This is a genomic window from Bacillus kalamii (assembly GCF_047238185.1).
GTDB lineage: Bacteria > Bacillota > Bacilli > Bacillales > DSM-1321 > Bacillus_AD.
Map to the genome: position 1 here is coordinate 974,070 of NZ_JBDFMI010000001.1, position 24,824 is coordinate 998,893.

The following is a 24,824-nucleotide window of genomic DNA, read 5'->3' on the forward strand; positions in this document are numbered from 1 at the left end:
TCGATCAAATGCAACTATTGTATTGTTTCGTGGATTGCAATAAAGGGTGTTATACTTTTCATATAGCAATCAACAAGGCTGGACAAGGAGTGGGAAATATGGAGAAACCTACAGAACAAGAGGCTTATGATATCCTCAAACAATTGGAAGTTCCCTATCAGCGGGTGGATCATGAACCTATCTATTCAGTAAAGCATTATGACGCGGTATTGCCTGGCCCCCAGGTAAAAAATTTATTGCTGAAAACTAAAAAAGGGAAACAATATTATTTAGTTATCTTACCGGATGAAAAAAGTGCGGATTTGAAGGAGTTGGCTGTTCAACTTGATATTAGCCGGCTTTCTTTTGCCTCAACGGAAGAATTGGATGTGTTGATGGGCTTGCAGCCTGGTTCTGTGACTCCCCTTGCATTGCACCATGATGAGGAAAAGCGCATCCAAGTGGTTATGGATGATTGTATCGATAAACAGGATACTGTCGGTTTTCATCCGAATATAAATACAACCACACTTATAATGGCTTTTGCGGATTTTGAACGTTACTTGGAATGGGCAGAGCATCCGCCTTTGTTTATATCATTATAATTAGGATATAAATAAAACCCGGACATCCCTAAGCGTTCAGGGGGAATGACCTGGGAAATTTAGAGAAACAAAAACACCTCACGTTGAAAAACGGGTATTCATTCCCTGTTAATCAACGTGAGGTGTTTTGCTTTTTTCCTTTGGAGAAGCAGATTCTCCTTTAATTTGAAAGCAGTCATTAATAAAAGGAATTAGCTATTGGATGTAGATGTAGGAGGAGCAGAAATTCCGCTCCTTTATGGTTATTTTTTCAATAGCCTCAGATCTATTTCTTCGCTTAAACGTTCACCCATTACTTTGGACTGGTTTGTCGCTTCCACTATGCAATCAATGAACGCCTGTTTGACTTCCCTTGATTGAAGGACTTTCAGGCCCGCTTCTGTCGTACCGCCTGGGGATGTGACTTCCTTGCGTAATTGCTGGGGTGTTTTACTTGTATTCAGCAACATTTCAGCTGCTCCAATAATAGTCTGCAAAATGAGTTCCTTTGCATTTTTCTGATCGAGGCCGATTGATTTGGCCGATGATTCCATTGCCTCCACCAGGTAATATATATAGGCGGGGCCGCTTCCTGAAAGTCCGGTTACGGCGTCCAGCTGTTCTTCGCTGACGATGGATGTATTGCCGAATGTTTGCAGCAAGCCTAGTGCGTGCTGTAGCTCCCGATCGGTCACTAATGAATTATGCGCCAATGCGGTAGCGGACCGCCCTAAAGCTGCAGAGGTATTGGGCATGCAGCGGATAATAGGATTATTCATATCCAGAATGCGTGAAATGCTATCAATGGATACGCCTGCTGCAACGGAAATAATAAGCATATGTGAAGACATATATTCTTTTGCTGTAGATAAAGCTTGGAAAATATCTTTTGGCTTAACCGCAAGCACGATTATATCCGACTCTTGAATGAGTGTTTGGTAGGATGAGGCTGGCGATATGCCATACTGCTCACGAAGGAAAGATAGGCGTTTGGGATTGCTTCGGTTGATGACATGGATGGAGCTGGATTGTACAACTTTTTTGGCCGTAATTCCTGAAATCATGGCTTCCGCCATTGAGCCGCTGCCTATAAAGGATAGTTTCATAACAATGTAAGCCTCCTTCTAATAGATAAAAATAAAAAGCCCTCCGCCCGTAAAAAGGGCGAAAGACTCTGCTTCCGTGGTACCACCTTTGTTCATCCGGCTATAAAGCCAAATGCACTTGTGCTCCATTATCGCTGGATGCCTGCGGTCAAGTTTTCCTGACAGCTCATGAGGAAGGTTCAATCATACAGCGGGCATCATGAGCCTTTCAGCCGGTGGACTCATTCTCTTTATGCCTTGTATCATTTACTATTCTCAATCATCGCTTTACTATATGAAAGACTTTTTATAGATTATGACGCAACCAGACATTGGTGTCAACCATTAAGGCGTAATTGTTTCCGGGCTTCTTGCCATTATTATCGGGAAACAGAGCCGATATAACATGACTTTTCTGCACCATCGTAGTAAACTTGTAAATAATACAATGAATAGCTATTCATAATTTATGACAAACGGGTGAGGAAAATGACTGAATGGAATAATAATGTGGCGCAAATTACGCTCCCTACGACCTTTGCAGTAGGAGATGTAAACGCCTTCGTATTAAAAGGGGAAGCCTTAACATTAGTAGATTCAGGGGTTAATACACAAGAAGCCAAGCAGGCGATCCAGTCTGGATTGGCGGAGCTGAAACTTAGCATGGATGATATCGAACAGATGATTATTACGCACCACCATCCTGACCACGTTGGGGGCATTTCATTTTTCGATGAGGCAGTTCCTTTGCTGGGCCATGCGTATAATGTGCCTTGGCTAGGAGGCTCAAAACAGTTTGCTGAAGAATATGTTGATTTTTACTTGAAGCTCGCTAAGGAAATGGGAGTACCCGAACATTACTTGTCCATGTTTGGAAAGCTGAAGAGCAATCTTGGATATGGCAGCAATCGTCCGCTTACCCAGAGCTTAAAGGAAGGCGATTCTGTTCCGGGCCATCCTGGCTGGACAGTGCTTGAAACACCAGGCCATGCGGAAAGCCACATTGCCCTCTATAAAGAAAGTGAGGGTGCACTAATTGGCGGCGATCTTTTATTATCTAAAGTTTCGCCGAATCCGCTTATCGAGCCGCCAATGGAAAAAGGGCAGGAACGCCCCAAATCGCAGCTTCTTCTGAATGAATCATTGCGCAGGATTTATGAACTTCCTCTAAGCATCGTATATGCAGGGCATGGGGATCCTATTGCCGAACCGAAGCCACTCATAGAAAAACGGCTTCAATCACAGCATGAAAGGGCAATGAAAGTGTATACATACCTTAAAGAACAGCCGTCAACCGTTTTTGAAATAACAACGAAGCTGTTCCCGAAAATCTATGAAAAGCAATTCGGTTTAACCTTATCGGAGACGCTGGGCCAGTTCGATTATTTGCTGGACCGCAATGAGATTGCCGGCGTGCAGGAAGCAGCGGGCATTCGATACCATGTAAAATAAAGTGACCATCATTGGAAAGGGAGTGCTCCTTCATACTTAGGGGCGCTCTTTTTGTTTGGCCGCTGCGCGAGGAGTTTTTACCTCCTAGACATGAAGACCGCGAATAAAATGTTTTTTACGGGGTGAGGATGGTAAAATGATAGAGAATATCTTTTTTTAATAGTATGCTGTTTTCACATATAGTTTGGTTTAGACGGACAATGGGCGCTCAAGAAAGTCGCTTTCCGCCGTTAGACTTATTCAAAACAACAAGCTTGTTGAAAACAGCCTAATAGTATAAGCGATTTTGAGGTGAAATGGTGGTTAAACTAAAGAATAAACGTATCGTCATAACAGGGGCATCTGCCGGCCTCGGGGAGCGGTTGGCCTATAAGGCGGCTGAAAAAGGAGCACTTCCCATTTTGATTGCCCGTTCAGAAGATAAATTGAACATTATTAGTGAAGAAGTGAACAGGATTTATCGAATCAAACCTGTCTACTACAAGGCGGATATCGGAGTGGAGAAAGAGGTTGCCGCTGTATTTGCCGATATCAAGGAAAATATCGGATCTGTGGATATCCTAGTCAATAATGCAGGCTTCGGGGTATATGACCTGGTGGCTGATGCCGATATGGATGATTATAAGGAGATGTTCGCAGTCAATGTTTTTGGGGTTATCGCTTGTACGAAAGCTGTCCTTCCGGATATGCTGGCAAACAATCGGGGCCATATTATTAACATCGCTTCACAAGCGGGAAAAGTTGCTACACCGAAATCAAGCGGCTATTCGGCCACTAAACATGCTGTACTGGGATTTACAAACAGCTTGAGGCTAGAATTGCTTGAAACGGCAATCTCCGTTTCAACGGTGAATCCAGGCCCTATAGAAACCAATTTTTTTGACAGAGCCGATAAATCGGGAACGTATAAGGAAAAGGCCCAGAAAATGATGATGGATGCCGATCATGTTGCTGGCCGAATTGTCCATTTAATGGAGCATCCAAAACGTGAATTGAATCTGCCCGGTTGGATGAATCTTGGCAGCACGCTCTACAATCTTTTTCCGACGATCACAGAAAAAATAGCCGGTAAGAAATTCAATATGAAATGACAGGCAGCCAATCGCAATGTAGAAGGTTGGTATGCACCTAACATAGAGGTGAACGGAATGAAAAAAGTTTTGGCTGTTTTATTGGCCGCACTAATTCTGGCCGGTTGTAAACAGGAAACGGTTCATAGCGGCACCGAAGGTTTTATTACTCAATTTGAAAAGGATGACAGATTGCTGATCGGGGACGTGATCTATGAAATCGATCATGATACACAGATACAGACGGAGGACGGCGATCGGCTGAAGAAAAAAGATTTAAAGCTCGGGATGAAAATAAAGCCTTTTTATGAAGGGAAAAAAGAACAGGTTTTCCCTTCAAGGGCCCATGCCAAATTGCTATTGATCCAAAATGATCCAGAAAGCCTAAAAGAAACATCGATGATCATAAATGTTTTGAGACAATTGCGACACAATGAAGATGAACATTTTATTATAACCAAGATGGTCCATAAAGATGATGAGGATGCTTACATAATGAATGTAATGAGGCGATCAAATGTCGATATCGGTTCTACCATTACGGTTGATGAACATAGCTATGAAATTCTTTATATGGAAGCCTGACGGGCAAACAGCTGCATAAGCGCTGTTTGCCTTTTTCATGGCTAAGAGGCCAGCCTCAGAATAAGCCGCCCGCTTTGTTTAAACCTTTGCTTGAGCTTTAATGATGAAGCGGTGCTGATACACATTAAAGTAACCATCCTCAGTTAGTTGCTGATGAATGCGATAAAGGGAATCTAGGTCTTTTTCTATACTGAAATCAGGGACTTGCCATGGGATGGCTTTCAAATAGTATACAAGAGAGCCGATATCATAGAATCGCTGGACCGGGAATGCTTCTTTGCAATCAACAATGGTAAAGCCGCTGTTCTTCAATTCTTCTACGGCAAATGCCATATTCCAATGGCTGAATTCCAGATTGGCTGGCTTGCCCAATGCCGCATTTATTCCGTTGCAATCAGTTCCTCCGACCTGTTGAGTCAGGAAAATAGCGCCCTCGCTCATGATTCGTTTAACTTCTGCCGGATCGTATGACTCATGCCTGTTCAGGACGAGGTCGAATTCGCCTTTCAGGAATGGCAGGGAATGATCATCGCTAATGTGTGAAACTTGAATCCCTAAGGGTTCCAATTGTTTTCTTGCAATCGGCACATTCGGTTCATAGGCTTCCGTCGCCTTTATTGCCGATTTACAGCTTTTGCTAAAGATAGAAAGGAATTCACCTCCTCCCGTACCCATATCAAGAATGCTTCCGGCCTTATTTGCCGCTGAATGGGTCATGCTGCCGTATGACCAAGGCAGTAACTCATACTGAATGCGGCCTGTTGCTTCTACATAGGAAAAGTCCCAGCCATCAAAAGGCTGTTTTGCCTCTTCTATTTGTTGCAAAAAATGATCGCTGTACATTTTAATCCTCCTTATGCTGTACATTTTTTGTGCGTGTTTTTTTATTCCATATATGTATAATTTATCTATTTTATTTTTTTCGGTCAACTTGATTATGTCTTTCGTCCCATCAAAAGGCGTTTTATGGTCTGCTGGCTAGGGAAGATATAGAGTAGTTCAGTTATTTAACAAGGGAGGATCTACAATATGGGAAAAGTGACGGCTGGTAAAGCCTTAGTAAAAACAATGGAAAATTGGGGGATCGACCATATATATGGAATACCTGGAGATTCAATCAATAATGTAGTGGAGGAGCTCCGTAAAGAGGAATCGGCCATTTCCTTTATACAAGTGCGGCATGAAGAAACAGCATCGCTGGCAGCCGCCGCGTATACAAAAATGACGGGCAAAATCGGTGTGTGCCTGTCCATTGCCGGACCTGGGGCAGTGCATTTATTGAACGGCATGTATGATGCGAAGATGGATGGAGTGCCTATGCTTGTCCTCGCAGGCCAGGTAGCATCAAATAAAGTCGGTAAACATGATTTTCAAGAAATCAAGCTTGAAAGTGTGTTTGAAGATGTAGCAGTCTATAATCAACAGATTACAAGTGCAGAAAGCCTGCCGGACCTGGTCAATCAAGCGATACGTACAGCTTATGCAAAAAAAGGGCCAGCAGTCCTTATTATTCCGGATGATATCCCTACATTTAAAATCGATAAAGCAACAGAGAATACATCGAACGCTTATAGTATTCCCCGCCTTTTTCCGGAAGAAAAGAAATTGCAGCTGGCTTTGGATAAAATCGAAAAAAGCAAGCGCCCAGTTGTACTGGCAGGATTCGGTGCCAGACATGCGCGCACTGAGCTGAAACGGTTTTCTGAAACGTTCGGCGCTCCTGTTGTCGTGACGTTGCCAGGTAAAGGGGCACTGCCTGATACAGATTTAAGCAATTTGGGCAACTTAGGGAGAATCGGAACCAAGCCGGCTTATGAAGCAATGGAAGAAACAGATTTATTAATTATGATCGGCACCAATTATCCATATAGAGATTATTTGCCTGATGGTGTGGAGGCGATCCAGATTGATTTGAAGGCGGAAGTCATCGGGAATAAATATCCGGTGAATCTTGGCCTTATCGGGGATTCAGCCGGAATTTTGGCCTGGTTCAACCAGCACGGCAAGCAAAAGGACAATCGCACATTCCTGGAAGAATGCCGTAAAAATATGCAAAATTGGTGGAAACAAATCGAGAAGGATGAACAAAATGCGTCAACCCCTATCCAGCCTGAGGCAGTTATTCCATTTGTACAGAAATATGCCGATGACGACGCTGTCCTTTCCGTAGATGTAGGGAACGTCACTGTTTGGACGACCCGCCATTTCCGTGCCACAAACCAAACGTTTGCTTTCTCCAGTTGGTTGGCAACGATGGGATGCGGCCTGCCAGGCGCTATTGCAGCCAGCATTGCTTATCCAGATCGCCAAAGCATTGCGGTTTGCGGCGATGGAGGCTTCGCTATGGTCATGCAGGATTTCATTACAGCAGTCAAATACGATTTGCCGATCACCGTTGTTGTCTTGAACAATGATATGCTCGGCATGATTAAATCAGAGCAAGCGGTTAAAGGGCATTTGAATTACGTGGTTAACCTTCAGGATTTCAATTTCGCAAAATTTGCTGAAGCATGTGGGGGAGAAGGATTCCGCGTAGAAAAATACGAAGAATTGGAAGGGGCGTTCTCTATGGCGAAACAGGCAAAACGGCCTGTCATCATTGACGTGCGCGTTGAAGAAGTGCCGCCGATCCCAGGCAAGATCCTTCTTCCTGAAGCAGTGGGCTATTCAAAAGCAGCAATGAAAAAATTCTTCACTGAGGGTTCATTCGATATGCCGCCTCTTAAGAAGAGCATCAGCCGGTTGGTATAAGAACTAGAAAACGAGAAACCAAGCCATTTTATAGGGGCTTGGTTTCTTTATGCTTAGAAACATTATCCTGAAGCCGAACCCGATAAGCATACATGGAGACAGGCGTTCCTTTCATTTCAAAAAGACCATTCAAGATCATCATTCGTAATCGATATTCTAGGTATGAGCTGTCAATGGATTTACAGTGGGATATGGCCTCGCCGATAAGCTGGCCAGCGGCTATGTAATCCGCGCTGCCCTGCTGGAGCTTTCGTGCCGACTGGATGAGCGAATAGTCATAATAATTCTCTTGAACATCGATTATTTGCCCGTTTTTCCATGTGCGAAGCACGCTTGCCGATTGGATAAGAATCGCCCATTCATTACGGTATGCCACTTTTTCTTCTTGAGTCAAGCAGCGGTGCATTTCACTGGCTTGGTAGATCTGCTTCATCCACTCAGGCGATAATTCCCCGCTGGATTCGATTTGATCGGTTTCTTCATTCGCATAATAAAGCTGCGAGAAGATGTCAGGTACGTTAATCAGTAAAAGCGGGTTTTGCTTCTCTATTAATAACGAACAGATCCATCTCGTGCCTATTTGTTCTTGGGCATTATTGCCTGTCCATATGATAATGGGGATGCTCTCCTTCAATTTGAGAATGTGTTTGATTGCTTCACTTGTTTCTCTCCGTTCCTTTTGTACATCATGCATGTGGATTAAATGATCCTGAAGCCATTCATACCGGCTTTGCAGTCCCTCAGACTGCGCTATTTCCTCTAACGGTCCGACGGAGAAAAGCTGCGGTACAGTAAGTACCCTTTCCTTCATATGCAACTCCATTGAAGATAGCGCTTGTTTAAGTGCCCCTGCAGATGGTTGGTTGAACAAAATATGGCAAACCTTTTCCTCACCTGAAAGTGTAGCTTCATGGATATGGTTCCTTAGAAACAATTGATAGGCTTTCTGTGCGTAGACAGCAATTTGGTCTGGCGCACAATGTTTATCGATCGGCTGCAATAGTTGGTAAAGCTTCATTTTTGCCTCTCTTTCAGAAAGATTCATTATGGCATCTCGTAAAGAGTTGTTCATGGGCCACCTCCGTCTTGTTTATTTTTTTCCATTTATTTTTATTTTATAGATTGATTTTTCCTTATTCAATCATTGAAAGAGGCATTTAAAAAAAGTTGAAACTTTTTCCTGCTCCTGTAGTCTATAGGATAACAGAGAAATTGGGGGGCTTTTGATGGAGGAAGAACAGCTGGCTAAGAGAGCCGTGAAAGGAGATCAAGATGCCTTTTTGGCATTGCTCCAACTGCATAAAAAAACCTTATATAAAACGGCGCTGGCTTATTTACGCAATGAGAACGAAGCATTGGAAGCACTGCAGGAAGTGACTTACCGCGCTTATATCCATATCTCTTCCTTGAGGGAGCCTGCTTTTGCAAAGACATGGCTGCTGCGGATCATGATGAATTACTGCCATGACCATGCCAGGAACAAAAAGCGCGTCGTTATCAATGAACAACTGGCCAATTCCTTAGCCGGAGATGTTTCCTATGAGCATATGGAATTGCTCGATGCAATGGAGGCTCTTGATAAGCGATCCCAGGAAGTTTTATCGCTGAAATATTTCCAGGACTTAAAAATTGCAGAAATCGCCCGGCTTCTTGATAGGCCAGAAGGGACAATCAAGACATGGCTTAATCGGGCGCTGCAATCCTTAAGAACTGTTTTGGCAGACCGGGAAGGAGGTAGAGCGGCATGCCCCAAGAAGAAGCAAAGCTAAAGAAACTGAATGAAGCATTGGATTCCATGATTCCTGCAGACCTTTTATTGGACCAGGCCATTATATCAGGGATGGAGAAAGGAAGAGTAAAGAAAAGGAAGCGCCATAAACACAAAATATGGCTGGCAGGCCTCGTGGCGGCGGCTATCCTTTTTGTGGGGTTCTCTTCTTTGATTTACACTTCTCCGGTCTTTGCCGATTATATATCCAAGATTCCAGGCATGGAAGCATTTGTTGACTATCTAAGACTGGATAAGGGACTGACGGATGCAGTAAAGCATGATTACCAGGAGATAATCGGTTTGTCACAGAAGAAGAATGGCATCGAATTGACCATTGATTCTGTCATCAAGGATGAGAGTGGCCTTATTGTTTTCTATTCGGTCGCTTCAGATGAATACCGCACCGCTATAAAAATAGAAAACGGACAATTGCTGAGTCACAATCGTAAAGAGATTGAAAGTTCGTATGAAACTGGGAATGAACTAAAAAAAATGAATGCCCATAAAAAATATCAGAAAAAGATAGCGTACTCATTTATTGAACCATTCAAGATGAACGATTTTTACCTCCCGTTCACCGTAACAGGTGAAGGACTAAAAGAGCACTTTACATTCCATCTGGCATTAAAAAAAAGCAAGGCAAAGAGCAAAGTGTATCAAATGAATAAAACGTTCTCCTTCGCCGGTCAAAAAATCACACTTGAATCCGTGATCATTAATCCATTAAGGGCAGATATTTATTTAAAGCAAGATCCGGCCAATCCAAAATTGATTTTGCAGTACGATCATCTTCGGATTGTAGATGAAAAAGGAGAAGAGTGGAGTATTCAACAAAATGGTATTTCAGGAAGTGGCAGTATAAAAGAGAATGAATATCATATTTATTTGCAAAGCAATTATTTCAAGCATGCAGAGAAACTGTATATTGTGTTTGACAGGATGCAGGCAGTCGATAGGGACAAAGCGGCCATTGTAATTGATACGGCCAACAAGAAAATTCTGAGTGGTCCGGATGGCCATCTGCAATGGCATATGGAAAAGGATATGATCTCGTTTGATAAGGAACTTAAAGAGAAATTTCAATATTCTGTGTTTGGAGATATTACCGACGCAAAAGGGAGAAATATTGAAATGGTTGGAGAAATAGGCGAATGGAAAGAAGCATCTTCTGGTGGGAAAAGTGGATATAATCAAACATTCCGGATTCAATTGAAACCAAACCAGACGTACACTGACCCATTAAAGATTGATCTTTTTGCCTACCCGCTCTGGATTGAAGACCATGTGAAAATCCGCATTAAATAAGGCCTGGTTTCTTAAAAGTGTTGATGCGGCAGTGCATTCGAGATATGCCAGTAAAGCAAAACGTTCGGAGGAAAATGGGAATTTGATGAATTGCTTTTTGTGATACTTCTTGGCTTGCGTTAACAGCTTGAAATGAGAAGAACCTAAAGCGGAAGAGCGCATCATTTTCAGCCGTTTTAGGTTTTTGTATTGCGAATGAGGGAAGAAGTGAGGTATAACTACTACATACATATATGAGATACGTTTGAAAGAGGTACATGGATGCAGAAGCAATTAGAGATTGAAGTTATGGAACTCTGTTTAACGGCTGGAAAGATATTGCTTCAAAGCGGAGCGGAAACCCATAGGGTAGAAGATACAATGATTAGGATGGCGAAAGCGTTCGGCATTGATAAATGTGAGAGTTTTGTCATTCCAACAGGCATCATCTTTTCAGCCGGCGAGTTTGAGAACCAAAAGACCAAGCTTGTCCGTGTATCGGAACGGACAACCGATTTATTGAAGGTCGCGCGCGTAAATCGTGTTTCAAGGGCTGTGAGCGAGGGAAGCATGACACTTGGCGAGGCACACGGTGCATTGGAGGAAATAGAAAGGGCGAAGTTTGCATTTTCGGTTGCTGTCCAAGTATTCGCCGCTGCGATTTCAAGCGCTTGCTTCGTCATTATGTTCCTTGGCAATTGGAATGATTTTCTTCCGGCCTTTATAACAGGAGGCCTGAGCTATATCGGCTTTTTATTTTTCAGCCGTTTAGTATCGGTTAAGTTTATATCTGAGTTTTCAGCATCCGTTATTATTGGATTGGTTTCTTATTTTTTTGTGAAAATCGGTTTTGGGCATCAAATTGATAAAATCATTATTGGATCCGTAATGCCGCTTGTTCCAGGATTGCTCATTACTAACGCGGTCCGCGATTTGATGGCGGGGCACCTGGTATCCGGCTTATCCAAAGGCGCTGATGCTTTTCTGACGGCTTTTGCGATCGGTGGCGGCATTGCCATCGTTTTAACGATATTGTAAGGGTAGGGGTTGGATGGATTATTTAGCTCAACTTGTGACAAGTTTTATTGGTTCTGCCGCATTCGGCATTCTTTTCAATGCTCCTAGGGAATCCATCCTGAAATGCGGCCTTGTAGGCATGCTAGGATGGATCTCATATTTTTCCCTTACTCAGAATGGGATGGAAATTATACCGGCCACTGCTATTGCTTCTACACTGATTGCTGTTATTTCACAATGGTTTGCCAAAATCTATAAAACACCGATGATTATTTTTACCGTCGGCGGCATTATCCCGCTTGTTCCGGGAGGAATGGCTTATAATGCGATGAGGCACTTTGTCCAGAATGATTATAGTGCTGCTTTATCACTGGCTGCTAAGGCATTTCTAATATCAGGCAGCATTGCCATTGGCCTTGTCTTTTCAGAGGTGCTGCATCAGATTTTGATGAAAATGGTACAACGGCAGAAAGAGCGTAAACGGGAAGGCGTTCAATAAGAAGAAATTGTCGTCTTAAAACAGTGCTGTTATGTAAACAAAGAAGGAATCCTCAAGGATTCCTTCTTTGTTTATGAACTATTGGGTAGTTCTTTGCCTATTAAGGGTAAATGGAAAGTAGTCTTTTGTTGATGGCTATCTTCGAGAGGAGCGTTGTATGTTTATTTTTCGGAAAGAATCGAATAGTATGAGTGCTTTACGCTCGTTAAAGGCAATGCCACTTGCTAAAATAGCCTTAAAAAAGGACATTCAGTTGAATTCAAATGAGGAGGTTGAGCTTTATGGAGCATACTTGTCCAATTATGGAGGGGGCAGAGCCTTTTTATTACGAAGGAGGTTCGACAGGCATATTGTTAGTGCACGGATTTACAGGAACAACGCATAGTATGAGGGATCTTGGAAAAGCATACCACCAAGCAGGGTATTCAGTTTGCGGCCCGCGATTGAATGGCCATGGGACGTCAGTTGAGGATATGGATACAACCAGCTACCAAGACTGGATTGAATCCGTAGAGGAAGGCTGGGGCTGGCTAAAGGAACGATGCGATAAAATATATGTCTCTGGGCAATCCATGGGAGGTACATTGACTTTGTATATGGCCGAAAATCATCCAGAAGTACAAGGAATTATTTTAATCAACGCCGCAGTCCAGTTGCCTGAAATGGAAGACCTTGCAAAACAGGATTTACCCCGTTTCATTGATGAAATAGGCTCAGATATTAAGAAACCGGGAGTCGAAGAGCTTGCCTATAAAAAAACGCCAACACGTTCGGTTAGGGAAATCCTTTCCTTGATGGAAGAAGTCCGTGAGCATTTGCCCAATATTAGCTGCCCGGTGCTTGTTCTTGTGTCGGATGAAGACCATACAGTTCCTCCCACTAATTCTGAGTTAATCATTACGCATATCACCTCGGAAGAGAAAAAGCTGTCCAGACTTCATAATAGCTACCACGTGGCGACTCTGGATTATGACCAGCCTGTCATCATTGAGCAAAGTTTGGCCTTTTTTAAGCAATATGAATAAAAATGTGAAATAGAAAAGGATTCAACCGGGCAGTGAGAGCTCTGGCAATCTTCAATAAGCGAACTGTAAGGATCGGGAGAATATATTGAAATTCTAATGAATATGTAACTTTTACCATTTATAATCGTAATAAATAGAAAGAAACATACATTCATTAGGAGGAATCGCTATGAGTGTTTTTGGTTGGATTATAGCCTTCTATGTTTTATTCACATTAGGTGTGATTCCCTTTCAGTACCAGTATGTCAAGGTACTAAAAGAAATGAAGAAAAAAAAGAAATTTAAAGAGCAAGAGGACATGTTTGAAGCGATGGAATTTGAAGAACTGGTTCTTCATGGTAATGCACAGGGAAACCTGCTGTTTCTTCCGGCAAATTTGATTGCTTCCCTGATTTACAGGCTCGCCCATTTGAAAAAAGCTTAAAAGACAATGTATGTTTCTGAATAAAAAGTCAGCCGGATAAACTGGTTGGCTTTTTGTTTGTATTAAAGGGCAAGTGGCAAAACTGTTTCAATTTTTCCTTTGAAAACTGGAACAAAACGTGAACTTTTTCAGGGATTATGTTATCTATAGCGTTTATGTGTATAATACGGTATAGACCAATAGTATATGGGAGGTTATGACGTGGTTGAGCAACAAACAATGTCAGGTTTTAATGTAATTGTGATTACTGATGATAAAAGTCAATCCAAGGCTGTCCTTTGTCCAGAGCGCGGGGGCATCCTTCTTCAATTAACCCTTCAAGGTGAGGATGTTTTATATTTACAGGAAGAAACATTTGCCGATCCTGCTAAAAATATTCGCGGAGGCAACCCTGTCCTATTCCCAATTTGCGGGCCGCTGCCGGACAACCAATTCACTTGGGAAGGCGTTACATATACAATGAAACAGCATGGTTTTGCCCGAAATAAAGAATGGGACGTGCATTCCATTGATGATACAAAAGTGACTTTAATGCTGAAAGAAGATGAAGAGACACTTAAGCAATATCCATTTTCCTTCCATTTGCTATTCACTTATGAATTAAAAGATGGAAAACTCTCCATCCAACAATCGTATGAAAATAGATCTAGCCAGACGATGCCGTTTTATGCCGGATTCCATCCGTATTTCCTAGGCAATCATACATTGAGCAAATATAACATACCTGCAGCGCGTTATTTGGATAATGGAGATCAGCAGGTGAAGAGCCGCACCCAGCCGACAGCTGAGCTGGCCATTGATGATGCAAAAGTATATTTACACCTGTCAGACCCGGAAATGTGCATTAAGGATAATCGCCGTACATTGCATATCCAATACAGCGATGTGTATCAGAATGGAGTCCTCTGGTCAGAGCTTCCGGAGGAATACATTTGCCTTGAACCATGGATGGCTGGCCCTGGTTCATTGACCAAGGAAGATGGGGCAGTATTCCTTGAAGCAGGGAAGACATTGCATGCAGAATGTGTCTATTTCATTGAAAAATAAAAACTAGGATACATGTAGAAAGATGAGAGTATTCAGCTCTCATCTTTTTTGAATTGAAAAAGTGAATGATTGGTTTAGGGGGTTAGCGGTGCTACCATAAAGGTTCTTCTTTTTCGCTTAATTGAATGATGAATGGAAACAATAGAATGAACAAAAGGCTTATGAATCCCAATGTCAGCAGCCCTTGTGTCCCACCTGATATGTATTGCCGCGTTCCGCAATATGGACAGCATTTGCCTTTTTTTGAAAAGCCCAGTGCCCATATTTCTTTCGGTTTCCATTTGTGTGTGCAATGTGTGCAGGTTGCCATGACCATTCTCCTTTATAAAGTGATAATTATGTATATACGTTAACAAGCTTATATGCTGAAGGGAAATAGCTGTACAGAAATTATAAATAAACGATGGACCTTCAAGGCGGCCCATCGTTTTTTAGTAAGAAGCTATTTAACTCATGCCTATCCAGACACTTTTCACTTCTGTATAATTGTTCAATGCATAAGAGCCCATTTCCCGGCCAAGGCCAGATTGTTTAAAGCCGCCGAAAGGAGAGGCAGCATCAAATGCATTGTAGCAATTTACCCATACAGTGCCGGCACGAAGCTTGCTTGCTACATAATGGGCTTTGGATAGATTCTCTGTCCATAATCCGGCTGCAAGGCCGTATTCGGTGGCGTTGGCGCGGTCAATCAGATCATCAAGATCGTCAAATGGCATTGCAGCAATGACAGGGCCGAATATTTCTTCCTTGGCAATCGTCATCTCATCTTTAACAGCGCTGAAAATAGTAGGAGATACGAAATATCCATCTTCGCGCGGGACTGTGCCGCCAACCAGCACTTCCGCCCCTTCGTTGACGCCGGATTCGATATAATTCATGACCCGTTTTTGCTGGGTACTTGATACAAGCGGACCCATCTGAGTGCTTGGGTCAAGGCCGGCGCCTTGTTTAATCGATTTAGCGCGTGACACCATATCGGCTACAACATTATCATACATTTTCTTTTTAATGAAAACGCGTGAACCGGCACAGCAGACTTGACCTTGATTAAACATAACCCCATTCAATGCGCCAGGGATCGCTTTGGAAAGGTCGGCATCATCAAGGATGATGTTAGGCGATTTTCCGCCCAGTTCAAGGGTAATCCGCTTCAGTGTTTTAGCTGCATTCACCATAATGGATTTACCGACTTCTGTCGATCCTGTAAAGGCAATCTTATCAACCTGAGGATGGTCGACAAGTGCTTGGCCGGCCGTTTCACCCATGCCGGGCACAATATTGACAACGCCAGGCGGGAATCCGGCTTTGTCAATCAGCTCTGCAAGGTACAGGGCTGAAAGAGGAGTTTGTTCAGCAGGCTTAAGCACGACTGTACACCCTGTAGCCAGTGCTGCGCCCAGTTTCCACATCGCCATTAACAGCGGGAAGTTCCATGGGATGATTTGTCCGACAACGCCGACCGCCTCATGGCGTGTATAATTAAAGAATTTACCGCTTACCGGAATGGTTTGGCCGACAATTTTGGTGGACCATCCTGCATAATAACGCATATGCTCAATGGCCAGCGGGACATCGGCATTGCTTGTTTCTGAAATTGGCTTTCCATTATCAAGCGTTTCCAATTGTGCTAGTTCTTCTTTATGCTCTTCCATCAAATCCGCCAATTTATACATCAATCGGCTTCTTTGGGAGGCGCTCATCTTGGACCAATAGCCTTTATCAAATGCTGTTCTTGCAGCCTTGACAGCTGCATCGATATCCGCCGCTTCCGCTTCGTAGACATCCGCCAATGTTTCTCCAGTAGCCGGGTTAGGGGTGGAGAATGTCTTTTGCGATTTGCTTTCGACAAATTCACCATTAATATATAATTTTTTTGTTCCTCGTAAAAATTCCTGTACACCCTGTTTCAATTCTCCTAAAGCTTGGGCCATACATCTACCTCCCTCAATTTCGGTTTGGTAATGATTCTATGAGGTTTGCAAAATTTGTAAGCGATTTCATTACTATGTTTCTAATGATAGATGGAATAGTTTGATAATTCAACCAAATTGATTCAATATTTTACGATCATTTTCGACTATTTTTTCTCTATTCTCTATGATACTATTTAGTAATGCGAAATAATTGTATCGTTTTTTAAGTTTAAGTAGAGTAGGAGAGATATTTGTGGTTCATCAGGAAAGACTTTGGACAAAGTCTTATATTATGCTCATTTTGGGCAACTTATTTACATTCATGTCTTTTCAAATGTTAATTCCGACTTTGCCGCCCTATATTAAATCAATCGGCGCTTCTGAACTGGAAGTGGGTTTGATGACAGCTTTATTTTCAATCGGAGCAGTCATTATCCGCCCATTCATCGGCTTTATGCTTGAATATAAAGCACGTCGCTGGCTCGTTTTTATCGGAGCGATTGCTTTATTGGCCGTGACAATGATCTATCCATTAACGAACATTGTCATTGTGCTTCTGGCATTCCGTTTTGTGCACGGCGTTGCTTGGGGATGGTCGACTACCGCCAACGGAACTGCGTCGGTGGACTTGATCCCGAATTCAAGATTGGGTGAGGGAACAGGCTATTACGGGCTTTCAATTACGCTAGGAATGATCGTAGCACCGAGCCTTGGACTATTGCTTTACCAGACAACAACCTTTACGAATCTTATTTATGTTTCCGGGTTCCTTGGTGTCATAGCAATTGTTCTTTTGGCGCTTGTATCCTATCAAATGCCTGAATCTGTCGCCAAGACGAAGAGGTCTGATCTGAAGTTTTCCTATACAGGGTCCCTTATTGAAAAGGCGGCCTGGTTTCCAGCTGTCCTTACTTTGTTGATTGCATTCGGGTACGGTTCCATTGTTTCCTTCATTGTTATTTTTGGAAATGACAGGGGAATTGATAATATTTTTGTTTTTTATCTTGTAAATGCCGTGTTTGCGACATTATCGCGCCCTATTACAGGTAAATGGTTCGACCGCAATGGTCCGCGCGGCATCATTCTTGTCTGTTCGGTTCTGACCTTTGCAGCTCTGTGGGTGCTGTCTCTTTCGCATAATAGCTGGCATATTGGCATCGCCGGGGCGCTTCTTGGAATGGGATATGGCTCAATTTTGCCGACACTCCAATCGTGGGGACTATCTATCACGCCTCCCAAAAGAAGGGGCATTGCCAATGGAATGAGCTTTTCAGCCATTGATCTTGGCATCGGGTTAAGCGGCCTGATTTTTGGCTTTTTGGCAACTTATTTTGAGATTGCGACCATTTTTCAAATCTCAAGTGTGTTTATCGTCATTGCTTTCCTTCTTGTCCTGTTGAAGCCACACGGAAAAACGGCAGAAGAATTATCGGGTAAAACGTCATTGCCTTCATAAAAAAGGCAATATCCGTTCCCCGTTGTATGATTCAATGAGAATAATATAAGATACAATTGAAAAAGGATAGACGGGGCAGAATAAGGGGCTCCGCCTATCCTTTTTGTTCTTACAGAAACCTCTCTTTTTCATGATATTCCTTTTCATATATAACCACATTTATAATCATGCATGGATTCTTTTTTCTAAAAATGTGTTACGCTATGTGTAGAGTTTTTTGAGGAAAAGGAGATTCTGTTACAAAATGACAATTGAACAAGCAAGACCTGAACATGCAAAGGAAGCAGCTGTCCTCATGTACGATGCGATTCATGAAATCGCCCATTCTCTTACAGGAGAAACTGAAGATAATGCTGTGCTGGAGCAGCTTGAAGATTATTTCCGTTCGGAGGGAAATCGTTTAAGCTACGAAAACTGCCTGGTGAAAATGATGGATGGGAAAGCGGTTGGCTTAGTTCTTGCCTACCACGGCAAAGATGCAGATGAATTGGATGCAGCCATTCTGGATGTGCTGAACAAAAAATATCCGGATAAGGAATTAAAGTTGGATTCAGAAGCCGATCCGGAGGATTATTATATTGACACAGTCAGTGTAAACCCTGAATATGGAGGCAACGGAATTGGTACAGCTCTTCTTGAAGCCATTACGGAAAAAGGGAAGGAACTGGGCCACCATACGATCTCACTGAATGTCGATGAAGATAATCCTGCGGCAAGAAGACTTTATGAACGTTTAGGCTTTAAAGAGAAGAAACAAATTACAATCATTGACCATACGTATGCTTATATGGTGAAGAAGATATAAAAAAGATGGGCGCTGCCGGTTGCGGCAGCGCCTTTTTGTTGGGTGAAACTTTTTTTGGGTTCCAAACGTATAAATAGTAGTATGAAAAATAATATGCATAGCCTTAAGTTTTTTAAATTGGAATGTAAGGGAGAAGGATTGTATGTATGATTTCTTTGAGTACACCAAAGGGAAAATACAGGAAGTGCTGATTGAAGTCGACAATGATCATGAGGATCGTGTCCGCTTTTCCAAGCGTCTGCCCCTTGTTTGCTATATGACTGTTACAAATGAAGGTTTGGATATGTCTATTGGCCAGCCGTTGAGAGGCAAAAAGGGAGACATAACGGAAAGAATTCTGTTTGGCGAAATATCCCATGCTGAAGCAGCGATTGTTAAAAGGGCAAGGCCGCGTACATTGGGCATGTTGGCAGCTGTCTTAAAGTTCGATTTGGTCCTTTATTTAAAAAACGGCAGCCGGTTACACTTTGAATGTCCAGATTTGCCTGTAATTCCCTATGTTTTGGCGGTTTTAGAGAAAGAGCATATTCCATGTAAAGACCCATACGGGCTAAAAGCCGTTTTCAATAATAGTGGTTCTGCTAAGGAAGCCTGCGAGTATCTTGAAAAAAACCTTGACCATCTGGCTGATGAACAAGGAATGTGTGCATGGAGATTAAAGTGGAACGATTAACATAGTATAAGCGGACACAACCAATGGTTGGGTCTTTTTTTTGCGTTAAAGGACATGGTAAATGAATAAAAGAACTAGAATAAAACTCTTGGATGAAAAAGCTGCATTGGCCCGCGGGGTGGCTAATCAGAAAGAATAGGCTGTGGGAATGGCAATGGAAAATCACGCTTGTCCTTCTATAATCATAGAATAATAAGAGGTGAGCAAAATGGTAAAAATCTTTATTGATCCAGGCCACGGAGGCAGCGATTCAGGGGCCATCGGAAATGGTATTCAGGAAAAGAATATCACCTTGGCTGTTGCTATACGGGTAAAAAATCTTCTTTTGAGCAGATACAGCAATGTAGAAGTAAAGATGAGCCGCACAGGAGATACTTTTCCATCTTTATCTGACCGTACAAATGCAGCCAATGCATGGGGAGCACATTTTTATCTATCTATCCATATTAATTCCGGCGGCGGGACAGGATTTGAGGATTATATTTTTCCAGGCAGTGGAGCTCCAACGTCTATTTATCAAAACACAATCCATGCAGAAATTATGAAGCAGGTGGATTTTGTCGATCGCGGGAAAAAGCAATCAAATTTGCATGTGCTTCGTGAGTCCCGGATGCCGGCCATCCTTACGGAAAATGGATTCATCGATAAGGCAGAAGATGCAGTCAAGCTTAAAAATAGCGCATATCTGGACAAGATTGCCCTTGGCCATGTGAACGGATTGGCAAAAGCGTTTCATTTAACGGAAAAGCCACCCGTCAATAACCCCAATACCGGAAATGGGAAAGGGTTTTACCGCCTGGTGACAGGAACGTTTCCGGATGAACAAACACAATTAGCTGCTGCCGATGCTGTGCGTAAAAAGACCGGTTGGATTATTTATCCTTATAAGTCTGGAGGTCTCCGCCTCACGACAGGAGTATTTACTTCACTGGCAAGTGCCCAAAAAGCAAAGGCGATACTGGAAAAAGAGTTCGGGTATATTGTTTATATCAAATCATGATGATATCGTTATTATTGATGCCTTTCCTTAAGTGGGAAGGTTTTTTTATGATCGGTTATCTCTCATAGAAATAAGCTTGAATGGATGTGGTGATAAATGACAAATGAACCAATATGGCACGAAATGCACTTTTTATTCTATTGTAATAAATGGTGGACGGCTATTAGCTGTATGCATGTCTAATTTACAGAAACAACACCATATGCTCTTCGTCAAAGTAGGTTTGATCTATTTTTAATGCTTTTTTCTCTCTGCCAAAAGTGTGAAAGCCCAATGAAGCGTATACCTTTTTTGCGGGCGCGTTACTTGCCACTACAGATAATTGAATTTGCTCAATACCGTCTAAACCCTTTGCTTTTTTTATTGCTTCATCCATTAAATGCTTACCTATTTGAAGGCCTCTTTTTTCAGGAGAAACGTATAGAGCAAAAATAGAAGCTTTATGCTTTAATTTGTGTCTACCTTCTTGAAACAAAGTAACGATGCCGATTAGTTCTTTGTTTTTGAATGCACCAAAAGTGTAGTTACTGTCTAATCTATTTTTATACATGTCAACAGAATATGCCTTTTCTTCCTCATAGCTTGAGCCAAATGATTCTGGATTGTTCTGTAAAGCCTCTAATCTCAACTTCCGATAGCATTCCGCATCTGACGTTTTCAAAATTCTTATGTCCATTATTTCCTCCTTTTTATGTTTAAAGGATATTATCCTCCATTTTACCTTAATGTTCACAAAAATTGGATTTTTTATTATTTTCTTCTACTGGTTGCAGAGGGCAAGGCTGAACAGAGCTCTCGACAAAAAAAATTAGAAGATGTATGATAAATCCTGCCAATAAAAGCTGGACGTTTATTGAACTGTAGCCATTCATTGGGAGGATGATAGCGTTGAAAAAAGGAAGCTTGGAATTCAGGAAAACAACCGATACAGACATAGAACATGTGATGGAGATCATTAAACAGGCTCAGGAGTATTTCAAAGAAAACAATATTGACCAGTGGCAGGATAACTATCCGACCAGTCAAACGATAGAAAATGATATCTTGAATGGAAATAGTTATGTCCTGCTGGATAAAGGGGCAGTCGCAGCTACGGCGGTCATTTCGTTTGATGAAGAACCGAACTATAAGCGGATTTATGATGGCCAGTGGCTTAGCGATGGGAAATGTGCCGTCATTCATAGACTTGCTGTAGACAACACTCTTAAAGGGCTAGGCATCTCGTCGAGTATATTCCAAATCACAGAAAAGATGTGCCTTGAAAAAGGGATCAACAGTATTAAAGTCGATACGCATGAACAAAACAGATCGATGCAGAGACTTCTTGAAAAAAATGGGTATATGTATTGCGGCATCATCTATGTAGCGAACGGAGGCAAGCGGGTGGCTTTTGAGAAGCTTTTTTAAATGGGGCTTGAGGGATTATTTCAGTTAGGCTTTTAAAAGTTGAACGGGTGGAGAGAATGAGAGTGGAATTTAATGATCCAAATGTATTTTTCAGTACAGCCTCCTATGAGGAAGCTGATCAATTTCTTAAAAGTGAAAACTGCAGAGCCTATGAAGTGTTAAGCAAAAGATTAATATCGAGGGAAATGGAGCAGTATAAAAGCACCCGATTTCTTGATTTCTGGGTACACAAAGAAAAGGACTATGAATTAGGATGGTTGCACTCGTATCATTTAAACTATAGACGGATAAAAGGAGATCATGGTATATTTTATACTTCAATATGGGGTGTGAAAGTGTCTGCAACTGATAAGGTAGACTGTGTCGCCTTGCAGTATTCCGATAATAATTATATATGCCAAGAACAATATCTTTATTTACATAATGGACGATTTTGGTTGCATCCTAAAAATAATATGATTTGAAAAGAGCTCTAAGGGCTCTTTTTTTTATGAATTTTTAGAAGAAGTTTTCCGTTTTTATTCTTGGAAATAAATTTATATTGTGTACGAACGCATATTCGTATATCATTTAGTGTATACTAAAAACAGAACAAATGTTCTTTTGGAGGGGAAGGAATGGATTACAGTACAATGCCCCATAATCATATATTATGCGTTGATATGAAGAGTTTTTATGCAAGCTGTTCCGCTGTCATGCTTGGCCTTGATCCGATGAACTGCTATTTAGCGGTTGTCGGGAACAAGGAACGTATGGGCAGCGTTGTTCTGGCTGCTTCACCTTTGATGAAGAAAGAATTCGGCATTAAGACGGGCGCGAGGATGTTTGAAATCCCGAACGATCCGCGCATTCACATTGTGGAACCGCAAATGGCTATGTACATGAGAATATCCACTGAGATTACCCGTTTGTTTAATCGATATGTTCCCAAGGATGCCATTCATGTATACAGTGTGGATGAAAGCTTTATAAAAGTCGATGGGACATTGCCCATGTGGGGAAGCGCACAAAATATTGCAGCTAAGATTAAAGATGAAGTCGAAAGGGAATTTCAGCTCCCATGTGCAATCGGCATAGGGCCTAATATGCTTATGTCTAAACTGTGCCTGGATTTGGATGCAAAGAAAAAAGGGATCGCTGAATGGACCTATGAAGATATACCTGAGAAATTGTGGCCTTTATCTCCCTTGAGAGAGATGTGGGGAATCGGAAGCCGTGTGGAAAAAACATTGAACGGAATGGGGATTTTTTCAGTGGAGCAGCTGGCCAATTATCCGTTGGAGCTATTGGAGAAAAAATTCGGCGTGATGGGCAATCAACTATACCACCATGCCTGGGGCGTTGATCTTTCAGAGATGGGCCCCCCATGCATGGAAGGGCAAATCAGTTTCGGCAAGAGCCAAATTCTCTTGCGTGATTATAAGAAGGAACAGGAAATCAAGCATGTCATATTGGAGATATGCGAAGAAGTAGCGAGAAGAGCAAGGGCTTCCAGGAAGGCGGGAAGGACGGTTACATTGGGCGTCGGCTACAGCAAGGATGAATTCGGCGGAGGATTCAACCGCTCTAGATCAATTGCGTCACCGACCAACATTACGATGGAACTGTATAACGTCTGCCTAGAGCTGTTCCATGAGAATTATGAAGGAAAAACGGTAAGGAAGCTATCTGTTTCGCTTTCGAATGTAAGTGATGACGAATGCATGCAGCTGACCTTATTTGAACCGAAAAAACCGGCCCAGCGAGATTTGGGCTATGTAGTTGACCGCATACGGGGAAGATTTGGCTCTAAATCGCTGCTTCGCGCTATTTCGTACACAGCCGGCGGGACGGCTGTATACCGAAGCAAACTGCTGGGCGGGCATAAGGCTTGATGAGAAGGGGATATGAAGGATATGATCAGAGATCGTGGAAGTATAAAATGGGTATCTTTGATGCTTCCGGAGCACGTAAAAATGCTTCGTGAGTGGGCGGAAGAGGATACCTATGAAAAGCGGGCCATTCCTGACGAGCAGCAAATGGAAGAACTTGACCAGAATATTGCGGAGGCGATGGAATATGGCACGCAAGTAGCTATAACGTATTATAAGAGCCATAAGCACCAGTTCATGATCGGGAGAATCCATCATGTGAATGAATGGGATAAAAAGTTACATATAGTGGATTCCTTTGAAGAAATCCACTATATAGAGATGCAGGCAGTTGTTGATATCCGTCCAGCTTGACAAATCGATTATTTGACCGAAAGTAAGTGATTTGATAAAATCAAAAAAATGACTGATAGTCAGTCATTTTTTTGGACAGCAATAAGGAGGGAAATATGGCAAAGAAAGCAGAGAAATATCAATTAATCCTTTCTGCTGCGATAAAGGTCATTTCTGAGAAAGGCATCGAGAAAACATCCATTTCCGATATCGTTAAAGAAAGCGGCGTTGCCCAAGGCACCTTTTATTTATATTTCGCCTCCAAGAGCGCTTTAATACCTGCGATTGCCGAGCAATTGCTGGATAACACGCTAAAAGGGATCCAACAGGCCATCAAAGATAGCGAAACGACTATTGGCATGGTGGTAAACAGTATGATAGAAGAGACATTCAAGCTGACAGAGAAAAATAAGCGGATTATTGCGCTCTGTTATTCAGGCCTTGCTTTTGATAATTCGTTCGATCGCTGGGAAGAGATTTATAAACCATACTATACATGGCTTGAGGAGCAGCTCCAGCGCGCAGTCGAACAAAAGGAAATCACTGCGGATATCCATATAAAGAGGACAGGGAAAATTCTGATCGGCTTGATTGAAGATGCAGCTGAACGGTATTATTTAGGGAATGACCGGGTTGAATCGCTGGCGGAACAAAAACAGGAATTGAAGCGATTTATACATGGCGCATTAGGCATTCAATAGGAAGAAGTAAAAACAACTTAGAATGGGAGACAGGTACTTTTTGAAGAACCTGTTTTTTTACAAACAAAAAATGAATGATAGTCATTCATTTA

27 protein-coding genes are annotated in these 24,824 nt (G+C 42.3%); 21 read left to right on the plus strand and 6 right to left on the minus strand.

Annotated elements, in window-relative coordinates:
- Positions 1–98 precede the first annotated feature (98 nt).
- A complete protein-coding gene (locus ABC357_RS04895; protein WP_412886423.1) occupies positions 99–584 on the plus strand; it encodes a prolyl-tRNA synthetase associated domain-containing protein in 486 nt (161 codons plus the stop codon).
- A gap of 242 nt (positions 585–826) precedes the next feature.
- Here the strand turns inward: ABC357_RS04895 and proC are convergent, their stop codons facing one another.
- Positions 827–1,669, minus strand: a complete 843-nt coding sequence (gene proC / locus ABC357_RS04900; protein ID WP_412886424.1) for a pyrroline-5-carboxylate reductase — start codon at positions 1,667–1,669, stop codon at positions 827–829.
- 468 nt (positions 1,670–2,137) lie between these two features.
- Here proC and ABC357_RS04905 point away from each other — a divergent pair, with 468 nt between their 5' ends.
- The 3 genes from ABC357_RS04905 (at position 2,138) to ABC357_RS04915 (ending at position 4,755) form a co-directional block, all read left to right on the plus strand.
- A complete protein-coding gene (locus ABC357_RS04905) occupies positions 2,138–3,100 on the plus strand; it encodes an MBL fold metallo-hydrolase (protein ID WP_412886425.1) in 963 nt (320 codons plus the stop codon).
- Between the two features lie 296 nt (positions 3,101–3,396).
- Positions 3,397–4,191, plus strand: a complete 795-nt coding sequence (locus ABC357_RS04910; protein WP_412886426.1) for an SDR family NAD(P)-dependent oxidoreductase — start codon at positions 3,397–3,399, stop codon at positions 4,189–4,191.
- A gap of 57 nt (positions 4,192–4,248) precedes the next feature.
- A complete protein-coding gene (locus ABC357_RS04915; protein ID WP_412886427.1) occupies positions 4,249–4,755 on the plus strand; it encodes a hypothetical protein in 507 nt (168 codons plus the stop codon).
- 78 nt (positions 4,756–4,833) lie between these two features.
- On the opposite strand, the gene ABC357_RS04920 is transcribed toward ABC357_RS04915, so the two are convergent.
- Entirely contained in the window at positions 4,834–5,598 is a 765-nt protein-coding gene (locus ABC357_RS04920; RefSeq protein ID WP_412886428.1) for a class I SAM-dependent methyltransferase, read from the minus strand.
- 186 nt (positions 5,599–5,784) lie between these two features.
- Here ABC357_RS04920 and ABC357_RS04925 point away from each other — a divergent pair, with 186 nt between their 5' ends.
- The gene (locus ABC357_RS04925) at positions 5,785–7,506 is read left to right on the plus strand and encodes a pyruvate oxidase (protein ID WP_412886429.1); all 1,722 of its coding nucleotides are present in this window, start codon (positions 5,785–5,787) and stop codon (positions 7,504–7,506) included.
- 28 nt (positions 7,507–7,534) lie between these two features.
- Here ABC357_RS04925 and ABC357_RS04930 read toward each other — a convergent pair whose 3' ends face one another.
- Positions 7,535–8,578 carry a DUF1835 domain-containing protein gene (locus ABC357_RS04930; protein WP_412886430.1) on the minus strand — a complete coding sequence of 348 codons (1,044 nt, stop codon included), beginning with the start codon at positions 8,576–8,578 and terminating at the stop codon, positions 7,535–7,537.
- A 154-nt stretch (positions 8,579–8,732) separates the two neighbouring features.
- On the opposite strand from ABC357_RS04930, the gene ABC357_RS04935 reads away from it, so the two are divergent.
- From ABC357_RS04935 to ABC357_RS04965, 7 genes are all read left to right on the plus strand, one after another.
- Entirely contained in the window at positions 8,733–9,275 is a 543-nt protein-coding gene (locus ABC357_RS04935; protein ID WP_412886431.1) for a sigma-70 family RNA polymerase sigma factor, read from the plus strand.
- The gene (locus tag ABC357_RS04940; RefSeq protein WP_412886432.1) at positions 9,251–10,582 is read left to right on the plus strand and encodes a DUF4179 domain-containing protein; all 1,332 of its coding nucleotides are present in this window, start codon (positions 9,251–9,253) and stop codon (positions 10,580–10,582) included. Before ABC357_RS04935 ends, ABC357_RS04940 begins: the two co-directional genes overlap by 25 nt.
- 261 nt (positions 10,583–10,843) lie before the next feature.
- The gene (locus ABC357_RS04945) at positions 10,844–11,599 is read left to right on the plus strand and encodes a threonine/serine exporter family protein (RefSeq protein ID WP_412886433.1); all 756 of its coding nucleotides are present in this window, start codon (positions 10,844–10,846) and stop codon (positions 11,597–11,599) included.
- A 13-nt stretch (positions 11,600–11,612) separates the two neighbouring features.
- The gene (locus ABC357_RS04950; RefSeq protein WP_412886434.1) at positions 11,613–12,077 is read left to right on the plus strand and encodes a threonine/serine exporter family protein; all 465 of its coding nucleotides are present in this window, start codon (positions 11,613–11,615) and stop codon (positions 12,075–12,077) included.
- Positions 12,078–12,358: 281 nt separating this feature from the next.
- The gene (locus tag ABC357_RS04955; RefSeq protein ID WP_412886435.1) at positions 12,359–13,102 is read left to right on the plus strand and encodes an alpha/beta hydrolase; all 744 of its coding nucleotides are present in this window, start codon (positions 12,359–12,361) and stop codon (positions 13,100–13,102) included.
- Positions 13,103–13,271: 169 nt separating this feature from the next.
- Entirely contained in the window at positions 13,272–13,526 is a 255-nt protein-coding gene (locus tag ABC357_RS04960; RefSeq protein WP_412886436.1) for a DUF3949 domain-containing protein, read from the plus strand.
- A 201-nt stretch (positions 13,527–13,727) separates the two neighbouring features.
- The gene (locus ABC357_RS04965; protein ID WP_412886437.1) at positions 13,728–14,573 is read left to right on the plus strand and encodes an aldose epimerase family protein; all 846 of its coding nucleotides are present in this window, start codon (positions 13,728–13,730) and stop codon (positions 14,571–14,573) included.
- A gap of 91 nt (positions 14,574–14,664) precedes the next feature.
- Here ABC357_RS04965 and ABC357_RS04970 read toward each other — a convergent pair whose 3' ends face one another.
- Positions 14,665–14,883, minus strand: coding sequence for a hypothetical protein (locus tag ABC357_RS04970; RefSeq protein WP_412886438.1), 219 nt, complete (start codon positions 14,881–14,883; stop codon positions 14,665–14,667).
- Positions 14,884–15,019: 136 nt separating this feature from the next.
- Positions 15,020–16,504, minus strand: a complete 1,485-nt coding sequence (locus tag ABC357_RS04975) for an aldehyde dehydrogenase family protein (RefSeq protein WP_412886439.1) — start codon at positions 16,502–16,504, stop codon at positions 15,020–15,022.
- Between the two features lie 235 nt (positions 16,505–16,739).
- On the opposite strand from ABC357_RS04975, the gene ABC357_RS04980 reads away from it, so the two are divergent.
- The 4 genes from ABC357_RS04980 to ABC357_RS04995 all read left to right on the plus strand — a co-directional run bounded on the left by ABC357_RS04980 (position 16,740) and on the right by ABC357_RS04995 (position 20,420).
- Positions 16,740–17,942, plus strand: a complete 1,203-nt coding sequence (locus ABC357_RS04980; protein ID WP_412886440.1) for an MFS transporter — start codon at positions 16,740–16,742, stop codon at positions 17,940–17,942.
- Positions 17,943–18,186: 244 nt separating this feature from the next.
- Positions 18,187–18,747: a GNAT family N-acetyltransferase gene (locus tag ABC357_RS04985; protein WP_412886441.1), complete on the plus strand. Its 561-nt coding sequence runs from the start codon at positions 18,187–18,189 to the stop codon at positions 18,745–18,747.
- Positions 18,748–18,889: 142 nt separating this feature from the next.
- Positions 18,890–19,420, plus strand: coding sequence for a hypothetical protein (locus ABC357_RS04990; RefSeq protein ID WP_412886442.1), 531 nt, complete (start codon positions 18,890–18,892; stop codon positions 19,418–19,420).
- A gap of 208 nt (positions 19,421–19,628) precedes the next feature.
- Complete coding sequence (locus ABC357_RS04995; RefSeq protein WP_412886443.1) at positions 19,629–20,420, plus strand: N-acetylmuramoyl-L-alanine amidase; 792 nt, start codon at positions 19,629–19,631, stop codon at positions 20,418–20,420.
- 184 nt (positions 20,421–20,604) lie between these two features.
- Here ABC357_RS04995 and ABC357_RS05000 read toward each other — a convergent pair whose 3' ends face one another.
- On the minus strand, positions 20,605–21,096 hold the full coding sequence (locus tag ABC357_RS05000; RefSeq protein WP_412886444.1) for a GNAT family N-acetyltransferase: 492 nt from the start codon (positions 21,094–21,096) through the stop codon (positions 20,605–20,607).
- A gap of 212 nt (positions 21,097–21,308) precedes the next feature.
- On the opposite strand from ABC357_RS05000, the gene ABC357_RS05005 reads away from it, so the two are divergent.
- The 5 genes from ABC357_RS05005 to ABC357_RS05025 all read left to right on the plus strand — a co-directional run bounded on the left by ABC357_RS05005 (position 21,309) and on the right by ABC357_RS05025 (position 24,732).
- Complete coding sequence (locus tag ABC357_RS05005) at positions 21,309–21,827, plus strand: GNAT family N-acetyltransferase (RefSeq protein WP_412886445.1); 519 nt, start codon at positions 21,309–21,311, stop codon at positions 21,825–21,827.
- Between the two features lie 62 nt (positions 21,828–21,889).
- Positions 21,890–22,291 (plus strand): hypothetical protein, encoded by a 402-nt coding sequence (locus ABC357_RS05010; RefSeq protein ID WP_412886446.1) that lies wholly within the window; start codon positions 21,890–21,892, stop codon positions 22,289–22,291.
- A 153-nt stretch (positions 22,292–22,444) separates the two neighbouring features.
- Entirely contained in the window at positions 22,445–23,701 is a 1,257-nt protein-coding gene (locus ABC357_RS05015; RefSeq protein ID WP_412886447.1) for a Y-family DNA polymerase, read from the plus strand.
- A 21-nt stretch (positions 23,702–23,722) separates the two neighbouring features.
- Positions 23,723–24,052: a YolD-like family protein gene (locus tag ABC357_RS05020; protein WP_412886448.1), complete on the plus strand. Its 330-nt coding sequence runs from the start codon at positions 23,723–23,725 to the stop codon at positions 24,050–24,052.
- A gap of 95 nt (positions 24,053–24,147) precedes the next feature.
- The gene (locus tag ABC357_RS05025) at positions 24,148–24,732 is read left to right on the plus strand and encodes a TetR/AcrR family transcriptional regulator (RefSeq protein WP_412886449.1); all 585 of its coding nucleotides are present in this window, start codon (positions 24,148–24,150) and stop codon (positions 24,730–24,732) included.
- Positions 24,733–24,824: the final 92 nt, after the last annotated feature.